The following is a 12,629-nucleotide window of genomic DNA, read 5'->3' as shown; positions in this document are numbered from 1 at the left end:
CGAGCATTCCACCGCAGTGGACGTATACGTACTGTCGAGCTGCCGGACATTCACGCGCCGAGCCGCTGAGCCAGGGCCGCGCGGACGGTGGCGACAACCCAGGCCGGGTCGCCGATGATCTGCTCGTAGGTGAACCGGAGCACCAGCCAGCCGGCCGTGTTCAGCTCGTCGTACCGGTAGCAGTCGGCCGCGAAATCCCGTCGCGAACCGTGGAACTCGAAGCCCTCAGCCTCCAGCGCCAATCTGGCAACGCGATGACCAAGATCTACCCGGGCATGGAACCCGTCGTGCGAGACCAGAACCTGCGGCTCGAAGCCGTCGACGCCCGCATCGATCAGGAGCGCTCGGAGCATCGACTCCAGGAAACTCCCGGCGAACGGAGTTGCCGCGGCGGCGACCTGACGAGCATTCGGGCAGCCGGCACCCCGCATCGCAGACACCTCGGCAAGCAACTCCTCCGGATGCAGATGCCGGGTGGCGAGGGCAGCGTCGGCGACAGCAAGCGCCTCGGCGAACGGCAACAGGCGGCAACAGTCGACGACGGTCCGGGGCAGCGAAGTGATTCGCTTCTGGCGCTCGGACGAACTGACATCGGCCCAATGCAGCACAGCAGGTGGACCCGGTCGCGGACGGCGATGCGGCGGCAAGATCAGGTGGGGTTTCTCCGGTGTCACCAGCAGAGGAAGGCCGGATGCAGCCGCCGCGCTTGTGTGCGAGAGGACGCCGTCATAGGCGAGTGCAGCGACCATCTCGGCCGGGAGGCCTGGGAGCGCGTAGATCCCCAACGCGATCCGCTGGATATCGCCGCGCGAGACAGCCTTCGCGACAGCGTGCCGTGTGACCAGGACGGCCAACTCGGAGGCTGTGGCCCAACCACCCCGGCGCGCCAGTATCCGATCGACAGATTCCATCCCGGGATGGTGCCTGAACTTGCCCGTCCGATGCTTTTGTTCATCCACAGGCGGCAGCTCGACAGGAGGTGTCGCTCCACAGCACGCCCCCTGCACGCTCAGCTGCCCAGCCACCGGCCTGCAGTGGACGTATACGTACTGTCGAGCTGCCGGGCTATTCGCCGAGGCGGGTGTGGATGCCGTTGAAGTGGGACTTCATGGAGTGGGCGTAGGTGTCTGGGTTGGCGGTTTGGAGGGCGTTCAGGAGGTCTCGGTGCCAGGTGGCGGCGTCGGTGGGGGTGTAGCGGGCGCCGGGGAGGCGGGCGTCTACCTGGGCGAAGGTTCGCCAGAAGACTGACAGGAGGTCGATGACGAGGGCGTTGCCCAGGGGTTCGTAGAGGGCTTGGTGGAAGGCCCAGTCCTCGTCGGGGAAGTAGTTGCCTTCGGCGGCCTTCGCTTCCATGCGTTCGACGATGGGTTCCAGGGCGTCGTAGCCGTGCTCCTTGAAGTGGGCGACCACGTCGTCGGCCAGGCCGACCTCGATGGCCTGGCGGACCTCCAGGACGTTCTGGACGTCGCGGAGGTCGCCGGCCATCGACTGGGACATGCGGAACGCGAGCCCGTCCTCCAGGGACTGCAGTGAAACCTCGCCGACGTACGTGCCGTACCCGTGCCGGATCTCGATGATGCCGACCGCCTGCAGCGCCTTCATCGCCTCGCGCAGCGGGTGCCGGCCGACACCGAGCTGCGCCATCAGGTCCTGCTCGTTCGGCAGCGGGTCACCCGCCTTCAGACCGCGTTCCAGGATGTACGACTTCATCGCGTCCCGGATAAAAGACTGATTCCCTGCCGCACCACGTGCCCGGCTGAGCCCACCCGTTGTCACTGCCGGCCTCCCTTTGACTCGGATCGCTCAGTGTAATCCGGCGCGATCCAGGAGCGGTCGGATCGCGGCGATCTCCGTGTCGTTCAACGGGATCGAGGGGTACGCCGTGACCGGGCAGTCGATCACGCCCAACAGGTAGAGGCCCGCCTTGAAGGCGCCCAGTGCGGCCGAGCTCGCCCCCATCCGGGACCGGTCCGCCACGTTGATGATGTCGAAGAGCCGGAACAACCGGTCCTGCTCGTCCCGCGCCGCCGCCGCGTCACCGCCGGCCGCGGCCTTGAACAGCCGCGCGTACCCGGCCGGGTCCACGTTCCCCAGACCAGGGACGACGCCGTCGACGCCGAACGCCAGCGCGGAGTCGACGGTCACCTCGGACCCGGTCATGATCGCGAAGTCCTTCAGGCCCTTCTCGCGACGGGACAGCACCAGCTCCCGCAGCGACGTCTCCTGGCCGGACGAGTCCTTGACCCCAGCAATCACGCCCTGTTCGCCCAGGGATGTCATAAGAGAAGCGGGGAGTTTGGTGCCCGCTCGGGGTGGAATGTCGTAGGCGTAGAGCGGGGTGTCAGCAGCCAGCTCTGAAAGCCGTACGAAGTGGCGCTCGATCTCGGCGGGGTGGGTGGCGGCGTAGAACGGCGCAGTGGCGACCAGACCGTCCACACCGGCCTTCAACGCGGCAGAAACATGCGCAGCGACCCGATTGGTCGACGTGTCGATGACACCGGCGAGCACCGGCACCTGTCCGGCCACCTCCGCGACGGTCGTCTCCAGCACGACCTGTCGCTGTTCGTCGGTCAGGAACGTGCCCTCGCCGGAGGTGCCGAGCACGAACACCCCGTTCACACCCCCGGACAGCTGGTGCTGGACGAGCCGGGCCAGCGATGCGGTGTCGACGTCGTACGTCGGGGTGAGCGGGGTGACGAGCGGCGGTACGACGCCGGTCAACTGGGCGGTCAAAACGTCTCCAACCTTTAGAGGGCGAATGTGGTGAAGCGCAAGGTCGCGAACGAGGAGGTCTCACCGGCCTCGTAGAAGATGCCGACGGAGCCGTCGGCGAGCAGCACCAGATCGGAGTACCCGGCCATGCCCTCGTGCACGACCAGGGCCGGCTCCCACGACACGCCAGAGTCCGCGGACACGAAGACGGTGAGCTCCCGGCGGGACGTGGGGTTCACGGGTGTGGACAGCAGCAACCGCCCGTCGGGCAGGCACAGCACGCTGCCCTGGATACCGGGTGCGGTGATCTCAGGAATCCCGGCGTACGGCGCATCGAGGGTCTGACCGCCGTCGGACGACCAGGCGTGGACGCGGGCCGGGCCGGTGCCCTGGTGGTTGCGGGCGTTGAAGTACAGCCGGCCGTCCGGCAGTTCGGCGACGGCGGTCTCGTTCGCGTTGATCTCCGCGCCGTCGTTGCTGTCCACGAAACCGATCGACCAGGAGACGCCGCCGTCGTCGCTGTAGATGCAGTGCCCGCCGTTCAGCCGCACCAAATCCTCGACAGCAGAGGACGGCACAAAGGAATGATTGGCCGGTACGACGAGCCGCCCGGAGCGCAGCGTGATGCCGTGGCACGGGCCCGTCGCGTACCAGCCCCAATCGCCCCGCTTCACCTCCGCCGTGATCTCACGAGCCGGGCTCCAGGTCGCGCCGTCGTCGGCGGACCGCTGCACGAACACCCGCCGCCCGTCGACGGGATCGGTGCCCCGGGCAAGCGACATCTCGACCGCGTCGGCGCCGTTCTGCACCGTCACCAGAACGATGTCCCCCGATATTGGGTCGACCAACGGAACCGGGTTTCCACAGGTCTTGCCCGGCGCCGCCGACACCACCTGCAACGGCAGCCACGAGAGCCCGCCGTCGAGCGAACGTCGCAGTACGACCTCGATCTCGCCCGCGTCGCCGGCCCCGTGCAGCCGGCCCTCGCAGAACGCGAGCACCAGCGCGCCGCGAGCGAGCACGGACGGGATGCGGAAGGTGTGGTACCCGCTGCCCGCCGGATCGAAGACTGGCACCGAAAGTGCGCCGACTCTTGAAGACATAGGACGTACTATGTCATGGTGTGGCCCTCCGATGGAAGTGAGGCCTCATGCCGGTCAGCAGAAGAACATTCCTCGGCGGTGGTCTGGCCGCCGCCGCTGTCGCGGTCACGGGTACGCCGCTGCTGGCGGGGTGCGCGTCCGACAAGAAGAACACCGCCGTGGCGAACGCGGCCGTCAAGCTGCCGACGTACACGAAGTACGGCGAGATCACGCCGGACCTGCCCGGGACCGACGTTGTGCTGGACGGCTTCCTGAAGTACCCGGCGAACCCGGTGAAGGCGATTGCCGAGGCTCCTGGTGACGGCAAGCCGATCACGTTCATGACGAACATCCCGGGCGCCATCCCGCCCGCCGTGGACAAGAACCAGTTCTGGCAGCAGCTCAACCAGCGGCTCGGCTCCGAACTGCAGATCAGCATGGCGTCGAACGACGAGTACAAGGACAAGTTCGCGACCCGGATCGCGGGCGGTGACCTGCCGGACATCCTGAACATCCCGCCGGACACGCCGCAGATCCCGGGCCTGGTGAAGTCCAAGTGCATGGACCTGACCGAGCACCTGTCCGGTGACGCGATCAGCAAGTACCCGTTCCTGGCGAACATCCCGACCGAGTTCTGGAAGGGCTGCGTCTTCAACGGCGCCATCTACGGCGTCCCGGTGCCGCGCGGCATGTCCCGGACGTCGGGCGTGCTGTACCGCGAGGACCTGCTCGCCGCCAAGGGCATCAAGGACCCGGCGCCGAAGACCTTCCAGGAGTTCTTCGACCTGGCCAAGGAGATGACGGCGGCCAAGGAGAACAAGTGGGCCTGGACCCGGGTGCCGCTGTCGACGATCCGGATGATGCTGGGAATGCCGAACGTCTGGAAGCAGGACGGCGGCAAGTTCACCTCGATGTACGAGCACGAGGCGCAGGAGCAGGCCCTCGAGGCGGGCCGCAAGATGGTCGCCGCCGGCGTGGTGAACCCGGACGCCTTCAACGACAAGGCCAGCGCCCGCAAGCAGTGGTTCAACGGCGGCAGCGCCGCGTTCGACTACGACAGTTTCGTGGCCTGGAACCAGTACTACAACGACAACACCGCGGGCGATGCGTTCGCCGTGAACATGCTCGACGTACCGGGTTTCGACAGCGGTGAGGGCACGCCCTGGATGGGCGGGGCGCTGAACAACGTGACGGCGTTCAGCAAGAGCAGCACGCACTCCGCCGAGACGTTGCTGAAGATCGCGAACTGGATGGCGGCGCCGTTCGGCACCGAGGAGTACCTGTTCCGCAAGTACGGCGTCGCGGGCCGGCACTACACGTTGAAGGGGACCGACCCGGTGCCGACCAAGGTGGGCACCGTGGAGACCGGGATCGGCCTGCAGTACATCAGCGATTCGACGCTGGCGCTGTACTGGGCCGGCAAGCCGGACGTGCCGACGAAGCAGCACGCGATCCAGGAGAAGTTCGCGAAGCGGCTGGTGTACGACGCGTCGTACGGCCTGTACTCCGACACCGGGTCGAAGAAGTGGGCTCAGCTGGTCAAGACGATGAACGACCTGGAGAGCCAGATCGTGCAGGGCAAGAAGCCGGTCTCGGACTGGAAGGCTGGCGTGGAGTCCTGGAAGGCCGCGGGCGGCGACAAGATCCGCACCGAGCTCGAGCAGGCGCACGCCGACACGGCAGGGAAGTAATGCTGCAACGAAACAAGACGCGCCCGCAGCAGCAGCTGAGCCTCGGCCGGCGGCTGCTGCGGGACCGCGTGCTGCTGCTGTTCGCGCTGCCCGGGATCGCGCTGATCATCGCGTTCCACTACGTACCGCTGCTGGGCAACGTGATCGCGTTCAAGGACTACCAGCCGTTCCTCGGGATCAGCGCGAGCGACTGGTCGGGCTGGGAGAACTTCAGTGTGATCTTCAACGGCGACCCGGCGTTCCTGCGGGCGTTGAAGAACACTCTGATCCTCACGAGCCTGCAGTCGATCTTCGTGTTCCCGGCGCCGATCCTGCTCGCGCTGCTGCTGAACTCGCTGTTCTCGGAGCGGATCAAGCGGATCGCGCAGAGCATCCTGTACCTGCCGCACTTCATGTCGTGGGTGATCGTGGTCGCGCTGTTCCAGCAGATGCTCGGCGGCAGCGGTCTGCTGAACAACTACTTGCGGTCGCACGACCTGTCGACGATCGACATCATCGGGAACTCCGAACTGTTCCACGTGCTGCTGACGTCGCAGATCATCTGGAAGGACACCGGCTGGGCGACCATCCTGTTCCTGGCGGCGCTGTCCCAGATCGACTCGCAGCTGTACGAGGCAGCGAGTGTGGACGGTGCGAGCCGGATGAAGCAGCTGTGGCACGTCACACTGCCCGGTCTGCGCGGGATCATCATCCTGCTGTTCATCCTGCGGCTCGGCGACTCGCTGACCGTCGGGTTCGAGCAGATCATCCTTCAGCAGCAGGCGGTCGGCCGGGACGTCAGCGAAGTACTGGACACGTACGTCTACAACAACGGCGTACTCGGTGGCGCCTGGGGTGTCGCGGCGGCGGTCGGCCTGGTGAAGGGCATCGTCGGCGTGATCCTCGTGCTGACGGCGAACAAGGTGGCACACATCTTCGGCGAGCAAGGGGTGTACCAGCGATGAGTACGAAGATCGTCCAGGGCGTGCCGATGCCCGGCTGGCCGATGCGGATCTTCAAGGGACTGGTGCTGCTGGTCTTCTGCGCGGTCGTGATCGTCCCGTTCGTCGGCGTGATCTCGACCAGCGTGGCGCCGAACAAGCAGATCAACGAGTCCGGCGGGCTGGTGCTGCTGCCGAAGTCGATCAGCTTCGCGGCGTACGAGTCGTTGTTCGCGGGCGGCGTTGTGACGCGGGCCTTGTTCGTCAGCATCTTCGTGACGATCGTCGGCACGCTGCTCAGCCTGACCGTGTCGTGCCTGCTGGCCTACGCGCTGTCCCGGCCGAGTTTCGTCGCCGGGCGGCCGATCCTGCTGGTCGTGCTGTTCAGCATGCTGTTCTCCCCCGGCATCATCCCGCTGTACCTGACGGTCAAGGGCGCCGGGCTGCTGGACAGTGTCTGGGCGCTGATCGTGCCGACGATGATCAGCGCGTTCAATGTCGTCGTACTGCGGGCGTTCTTCATGAACCTGCCCAACGAGCTCACGGAGAGCGCGCGCATCGACGGCGCGGGTGAGTTGAAGACGTTCACCAACATCGTGCTGCCGTTGTCGAAGGCTGTGCTGTCGGTGATCGGCCTGTTCTACGCGGTGGCGTACTGGAACGCGTTCTTCTCCGCGCTGCTGTACCTGAACGACTCGAAGCTCTGGCCGTTGCAGCTGGTACTGCGGACGTACGTCATCAACGACACCCAGCTCGGGAGCGCGGAGCTCGGCACCGAATTGCTGCCGCCGCAGGCATCGATCCAGATGGCGATCCTGGTGGTCTCGATCGTGCCGATCCTGATCATCTACCCGTTCCTGCAGCGGCATTTCGCGAAGGGTGTGCTCACCGGCGCCGTGAAGGGCTGATCCGGGGTTGCCCAGGGCAACTTCAGGGTCGCGCCTGGGCAAACCCTGTGGGTTCGGCGAGTACCGTCGAACGGTATGGGGATAGCGGCTGCGGAACGGGTGGGGGAAGGCCGGGCACAGGTCTTCTGGAGGGTGGTTCGGGAAGCGATCCTGCTGGCGACGCTGTTCCTCGTCTACAGCGCCGGCCGTCAGATCGCGGCGAGACACACCGGTTCGGCGTTCGACCACGCACACGAGGTGCTGTCGCTGCAGAACTGGCTGCACCTGCCGAACGAGGCAGCGGTCCAGCACTGGGCCCTGCAGTTCCCGCACCTGATCAAGGGCGCCAACCTGTACTACGCCAGCGTGCACGCTCCGCTGACGGCCGCCGTACTGCTCTGGCTGAGCATCTGGCGGCCGAAGGCGTACTCACATGTCCGGTGGACGATGGTGTCGCTCACCGGACTGGCGCTGATCGGCCACATCGCGTTCCCGCTGGCACCGCCGCGGATGATGCCGGGCTTCGTCGACACCGGCCTGCTCTTTGGCCAGTCCGTGTACGGCCCCGACCACACCGGCGGCGCGGTGAACCAGTTCGCCGCGATGCCGAGCCTGCACGTCGGGTGGGCGGCCCTGATCGCGCTGTCGATGATCCTGATCACCCGGTCGCGCTGGCGGTGGCTGTGGCTGCTGCACCCGATCATCACGTTCGGCGTCGTCGTGGTGACCGCCAATCACTACTGGCTGGACGGCATCGTCGCTCTGGTCCTGCTGGCCGTCAGCCTGCCTCTGCTGCTCCGGCCCGGTCTGCACGCCGACAGGCCACGGACCCGTAATTCAGTACCACCGCGCAGAGTGCTCAAGTAACGTGGCTGGGCTCCCCCCACTGCTCGCCGGAGGTTTCAGCATGCCCTCAGATACGTCCGACACTCTCCAGGCCGAGAAGGACTACCTGAAGACCTCCCGGGCGGCGCTGGCGCTGATGCGGGAGAAGACCGGCGCGCTGGAGATCCACAGCGCGGACCGGGTCAACCAGGAGTACCTGCAGGCCGCCATCTTCCGGCGGATGAAGGAGCTGGAGGACGACCCGGACGTACCGCTGTTCTTCGGGCGGCTGGACTACCTCGAGCCGACCGACGAGACGTTCCACATCGGCCGCCGGCATGTGAACGACGCGCTGGGCGAGCCGCTGGTGGTGGACTGGCGGGCGGACATCTCGGTGCCGTTCTACCGTGCCAGCAAGACCGAGCCGATGGGTGTCGGGGTCCGTCGGCGGTTCGGCTTCACGCACGGCGAGATGACCGCGTTCGAGGACGAGGACCTGACCGCGAGCGGCCAGGACGAGCAGCACAGCGACATCCTGGACGCGGAGATCGAGCGCCCCCGTTCCGGCCCGATGCGCGACATCGTGGCCACCATCCAGCCGGAGCAGGACGTGATCGTCCGGGCCGGCGTCGACGACACCATTTGCGTACAGGGCGCGCCTGGTACCGGAAAGACCGCGGTCGGGCTGCACAGGGCGGCGTACCTGCTCTATGCGTACCGGGACCAGCTCAGCCGGGCCGGTGTGCTCGTCGTAGGTCCGAACGCGAGCTTCCTGCGGTACATCGGGGACGTCCTGCCCGCACTGGGCGAGATCGAGGCGAAGCAGACCACCGTCGAGGAGCTGGTCGCCCGCGTGAAGGTGGCCGGTCCGGGTCCGGCGCCGGTCGACGTACTCAAGGGCGACGCCCGGATGGCCGACGTACTGCACCGGGCCGTCTGGTCGCACGTCAAGCTGCCGGAAGAGTCGCTCGTCGTACCCCGCGGAGCGCATCGCTGGCGAGTCGCGGCGTACCAGGCCGAGGAGCTCGTCACCGAGCTGCGCAGCCGTGGCATCCGGTACGGCGCCGGCCGCGCGATGCTGCCGCAGCGCCTGGCCCACGCCGTACTGCTGCGCATGGAGGCGGCCGGTGACTCCCCCGACGACCGTGTGCAGGACTCGGTCGCACGCAGCCGCCCGGTGAAGCAGTACGCCGACGCGCTCTGGCCGGCTGTGGACCCGGCGAAGCTGCTGTTCCGCCTCTTCACCGACCCGGAGCTTCTCGCGGAGTACGCGGACGGCATCCTCACCGCGGAGGAGCAGGCTCTGCTGCTCTGGGAGAAGGTGCCGCGGTCACCCGGTGCGGCGAAGTGGTCCGTTGCCGACGCCACTCTGATCGACGAGATCGCCGACCTGGTCGACCGTACGCCGTCACTCGGCCACGTGGTGCTGGACGAGGCGCAGGATCTCTCCGCGATGCAGCTGCGTGCGGTCGGCCGACGGTGCTCGACCGGCTCGATGACTGTGCTCGGCGACATCGCGCAGGGCACGACACCGTGGGCCACACCGTCGTGGGACGAGGCCCTGAAGCACCTGGGCAAGACGAGCGCCCACACCGAGGAGCTGACCGCCGGCTTCCGCGTCCCCGGTCAGGTGATCGAGTACGCCGCCCGCCTGCTTCCGACGATCGCACCGCATCTCAAGCCGCCGACAGCGGTACGACGAGCGCGCGGTGAGCTGACCATCACTCGCGTACCGGACAGCTTGGCTGCTGCGGTGGCAGCGGTCCATGAGGTGTCGGAACGCCTCGGCTCGATCGGCCTGATCGTCCCGGACGCACTGGTCCCCGCAACCCGAAAAGCCTTGCAGGGCATCGCTTTCTCGGTCCTGGGCGACGAAGACGACGTGGACGCGCACCTGGACGTCGTACCGGCGTCGCTCGCCAAAGGTCTCGAGTTCGACCACGTGGTGCTGGTAGAGCCGGCCGGCATCGTCTCCGGTGAAGCCGATGAGCGGACCGGGCTCCGTCGCCTCTACGTCTGTCTGACTCGTGCCGTCACCTCACTGGTTGTTCTGCACAGTGAGGACCTGCCTGAGGTCCTAGAAGCCTCGTGACCCGCCGGACCGGCGTGACGAGCGCCGGGACGACCCGCCACCGCTGGAGCGCGTCCGCGACGACCAACTCGAACGCCGCGAACTGCCGCTGTACCAGCTGCTCCCACCGTCGTCGTCCGAGCCGCTGCTCGACGCGGCGGCCCAGTCACCGACAGAGCTGCCGACGTTCGACCTGAACCGGCCGAAGCGCGCACCTGGTCGACGGGACCGCCAACGCGACCGCATCTCCTCGCCACGACGGCGGAAGTCGGAGTCCGGGAACCACCACACGCGGCCGTCGCCCTGCGACCAGTACCCGTCGACGTACGCCGCGAGGTCCTCCGCGTGCTCCCAGTACGGTCGCTCGATCTGCCAGCCCTTCACCATCCGGATCTGGGGCTGCTCGCCGGCCTCGTCACGCTGCTTGCAGGCCGCGCAGACGTCCACGTTGCGCGCAGTGCCCTCCTCGGGCTTCCACTGCACCTCGGCGACGCTCGGACCGTGCCGCGGGTCGAAGAAACAGGGTGCCGTGGGTTCGGGGATCGGCTCGCCCGCACGCACCGCGTCCAGGCAGCGGAGACCGTAGCGGGCCGAACCGAGCAGTGTCGTCACTGCCTCGATGTCCTTGTCGCCCTTGGCCTGATCGAGCCGGTGCCGTGCCTTCTCGACGGTGTCGAGGACGTCCTTGGACAGCTTCGACTGCTGCGGGTCGGACACCGTCGGCAGCGCGGAGACCTGCTGGGAGAGCGCGATGATCTCCTCGTTGAGCAGCGGCTGCGCGACCTTCAGGTGGGCCTTCTCGTCCTGCCGCCGCGCGCGCCGGGCACCCAGCCCGGTCACGGTGACCCAGAGCCCGATGATCCCGGCCACGCCACCGGCGTACGGCGCGGCGTCGACGTAGAACGGCTTGTTCACGACCTGGGCGCGCTGGATGAACCGCTCGAGCATCGTCTCGTAGTTCGGCGCACAGCAGTCGACCGCCTGGTCCACCGCGTCGCCGACGAAGTACGTCGGCCCGTGGTCGGCCCGCTGGACCGCGTGCAGCCCGCGGCCGTTGGACGACGACGAGGCGTCGACCAGTACGGCGTACACGCCCTCGACGCCGACGCGGTCGTACAGCTGGTCCGCGATCTCCTCGCCTTCCCAGGCGGGCTGCGAGTAGTACCTGCTCTCGGACTTGCTGATCTTCTCCACCGGGATCACCGCGATCCGGATCGGGGCGCCGGCGCTCTTCGCGGCCGCGTCGAGCTGAGCGGTCTCGCTGGGGCTGAGCTCCTTCACGTCCGGATCGACCCAGACACCGGCGTCGCCGAGGTGACCGGCCACGGTGTTCATGTACGCATCAGGGTCGCCGGCCGCGTGCGCCAGTGGCGCGGGCAGGACCCACAGTGTGACGACGGCGAGCGCGCCGAGCAGACGTTTCATCGTGCTCCTCCCGAGAGCCGCTCACGGCAGGCGTTGCAGACCGGGACCTCCCGGGGCCGCCCGCCAGGTGGCGTGTACATCCAGTCCGTCACGGAGATGCCGTGGCCGGGGTCGAAGAAGCAGGTGGCACGTCTCGGCGGCGCGGTCGTACCAGCGACGAGCGCCTGCGCACAGGCCAGCCGCCAGCGCCCGTACTCGACCGTGGACCGCACTGCGCGCAGCTTGTCGTCGTCGGGTGCCCCGTCGACCACGCGCCCGGCGTCGGCGTACGCATCCATCGCCGCCTGCACATCCGCTGCCGTGTCCATGCCGTCCAGACGCACGTCCGCGGCATCCAGTTCCTCGCCGAACCGCGTGACGTCCTCCCGCGCGGCGGCCCGCCGTTCGTCCAGCGTGTCCACTTCGTCGGGCAGGACCTCGTACGACGGACGGTAGAGCGCGGGGCCTTCGTCCTTGCGCGACCGTCTCCTCCACAGGAGCAGACCGGCCGCTAGAACCACCACCACGACGATCAGCAACGGCCACAGCCACCCGGGTGCGCCCTTGGATGCCTTGGGTACGTCGAGTTGGTCCAGCACCCCGTTGAGCATGCCGACCGGGTCGGAGCGGCTGTGCTTGTCCAGTTCGCTCGTCAGGATGTCCGCGATCGGGGCGTCGACCCCGACCGCGCTCCCCCAGGCGATTGCCCCGCCGAACACGACGAGGTAGATGCCGTCAGCCTTCTGCCGGTCCACCACCTGGTCGACGTACGTGTGGGCCGCTGTGCTCTTGTCGCCGGGGCCTAACGCCGTGGCGGGCACGACCGCGATGCGAATCGCCGGGTCGTGCCCGCTCACTCGTTCAGCCAGTGCGGCCGCGTCCTTGTCCGGTACCAGGGACCGCTGCGTCGGGTCGACGTACACGGGTGACGTCTTCCACCCGTCGACCACCGCGGCGGGGTCGTTGGACCCCGTCAGGGTGGTGGCGAGGAACAGCACACCGGCGAGCAGACGCATGGGCAGAAGACTGCCCTACTA

At 67.6% G+C, this 12,629-nt stretch carries 11 protein-coding genes; 5 read left to right on the top strand and 6 right to left on the bottom strand.

All coding sequences use genetic code 11. The features are described from left to right. Positions 1–50: 50 nt before the first annotated feature. From E0H92_RS08390 to E0H92_RS08375, 4 genes are all read right to left on the bottom strand, one after another. A complete protein-coding gene (locus E0H92_RS08390; protein ID WP_131495860.1) occupies positions 51–911 on the bottom strand; it encodes a type IV toxin-antitoxin system AbiEi family antitoxin domain-containing protein in 861 nt (286 codons plus the stop codon). A gap of 154 nt (positions 912–1,065) precedes the next feature. Next, a complete protein-coding gene (locus E0H92_RS08385) occupies positions 1,066–1,776 on the bottom strand; it encodes a FadR/GntR family transcriptional regulator (RefSeq protein WP_272948846.1) in 711 nt (236 codons plus the stop codon). A gap of 27 nt (positions 1,777–1,803) precedes the next feature. Continuing rightward, positions 1,804–2,733, bottom strand: coding sequence for a dihydrodipicolinate synthase family protein (locus tag E0H92_RS08380; RefSeq protein WP_202873538.1), 930 nt, complete (start codon positions 2,731–2,733; stop codon positions 1,804–1,806). Positions 2,734–2,747: 14 nt separating this feature from the next. After that, entirely contained in the window at positions 2,748–3,815 is a 1,068-nt protein-coding gene (locus tag E0H92_RS08375) for a sialidase family protein (protein ID WP_131495858.1), read from the bottom strand. 47 nt (positions 3,816–3,862) lie between these two features. Here E0H92_RS08375 and E0H92_RS08370 point away from each other — a divergent pair, with 47 nt between their 5' ends. From E0H92_RS08370 to E0H92_RS08350, 5 genes are all read left to right on the top strand, one after another. Next, a complete protein-coding gene (locus E0H92_RS08370; RefSeq protein ID WP_131465976.1) occupies positions 3,863–5,485 on the top strand; it encodes an extracellular solute-binding protein in 1,623 nt (540 codons plus the stop codon). Beyond that, positions 5,485–6,429, top strand: coding sequence for an ABC transporter permease (locus E0H92_RS08365; protein WP_131465974.1), 945 nt, complete (start codon positions 5,485–5,487; stop codon positions 6,427–6,429). Before E0H92_RS08370 ends, E0H92_RS08365 begins: the two co-directional genes overlap by 1 nt. Next, positions 6,426–7,313 (top strand): carbohydrate ABC transporter permease, encoded by an 888-nt coding sequence (locus tag E0H92_RS08360; RefSeq protein WP_131495857.1) that lies wholly within the window; start codon positions 6,426–6,428, stop codon positions 7,311–7,313. The genes E0H92_RS08365 and E0H92_RS08360 overlap by 4 nt, the downstream gene beginning before the upstream one ends. A gap of 75 nt (positions 7,314–7,388) precedes the next feature. Then, positions 7,389–8,159 (top strand): phosphatase PAP2 family protein, encoded by a 771-nt coding sequence (locus E0H92_RS08355; protein WP_131495856.1) that lies wholly within the window; start codon positions 7,389–7,391, stop codon positions 8,157–8,159. 40 nt (positions 8,160–8,199) lie between these two features. Then, the gene (locus E0H92_RS08350) at positions 8,200–10,209 is read left to right on the top strand and encodes a HelD family protein (RefSeq protein ID WP_131495855.1); all 2,010 of its coding nucleotides are present in this window, start codon (positions 8,200–8,202) and stop codon (positions 10,207–10,209) included. On the opposite strand, the gene E0H92_RS44075 is transcribed toward E0H92_RS08350, so the two are convergent. Both E0H92_RS44075 and E0H92_RS08340 read right to left on the bottom strand, forming a co-directional pair. Next, positions 10,195–11,613 carry a hypothetical protein gene (locus E0H92_RS44075; RefSeq protein ID WP_131465965.1) on the bottom strand — a complete coding sequence of 473 codons (1,419 nt, stop codon included), beginning with the start codon at positions 11,611–11,613 and terminating at the stop codon, positions 10,195–10,197. The genes E0H92_RS08350 and E0H92_RS44075 overlap by 15 nt on opposite strands. After that, the gene (locus E0H92_RS08340) at positions 11,610–12,608 is read right to left on the bottom strand and encodes a hypothetical protein (RefSeq protein ID WP_131495853.1); all 999 of its coding nucleotides are present in this window, start codon (positions 12,606–12,608) and stop codon (positions 11,610–11,612) included. Before E0H92_RS08340 ends, E0H92_RS44075 begins: the two co-directional genes overlap by 4 nt. Between the last annotated feature and the right edge of the window lie 21 nt (positions 12,609–12,629).

Source organism: Kribbella speibonae, from assembly GCF_004331375.1.
Taxonomy (GTDB): domain Bacteria; phylum Actinomycetota; class Actinomycetes; order Propionibacteriales; family Kribbellaceae; genus Kribbella; species Kribbella sindirgiensis.
This window is presented reverse-complemented; position numbering and strand designations above follow the sequence as displayed.

What these genes read in the sequence shown, in the direction of transcription:
- E0H92_RS44075 (WP_131465965.1), bottom strand. Translation starts at nt 11,613, where the DNA reads ATGAAACGTCTGCTCGGCGCGCTCGCCGTCGTCACACTGTGGGTCCTG.
- E0H92_RS08390 (WP_131495860.1), bottom strand. Translation starts at nt 911, where the DNA reads ATGGAATCTGTCGATCGGATACTGGCGCGCCGGGGTGGTTGGGCCACA.
- E0H92_RS08340 (WP_131495853.1), bottom strand. Translation starts at nt 12,608, where the DNA reads ATGCGTCTGCTCGCCGGTGTGCTGTTCCTCGCCACCACCCTGACGGGG.
- E0H92_RS08375 (WP_131495858.1), bottom strand. Translation starts at nt 3,815, where the DNA reads ATGTCTTCAAGAGTCGGCGCACTTTCGGTGCCAGTCTTCGATCCGGCG.
- E0H92_RS08370 (WP_131465976.1), top strand. Translation starts at nt 3,863, where the DNA reads ATGCCGGTCAGCAGAAGAACATTCCTCGGCGGTGGTCTGGCCGCCGCC.
- E0H92_RS08360 (WP_131495857.1), top strand. Translation starts at nt 6,426, where the DNA reads ATGAGTACGAAGATCGTCCAGGGCGTGCCGATGCCCGGCTGGCCGATG.
- E0H92_RS08355 (WP_131495856.1), top strand. Translation starts at nt 7,389, where the DNA reads ATGGGGATAGCGGCTGCGGAACGGGTGGGGGAAGGCCGGGCACAGGTC.
- E0H92_RS08365 (WP_131465974.1), top strand. Translation starts at nt 5,485, where the DNA reads ATGCTGCAACGAAACAAGACGCGCCCGCAGCAGCAGCTGAGCCTCGGC.
- E0H92_RS08350 (WP_131495855.1), top strand. Translation starts at nt 8,200, where the DNA reads ATGCCCTCAGATACGTCCGACACTCTCCAGGCCGAGAAGGACTACCTG.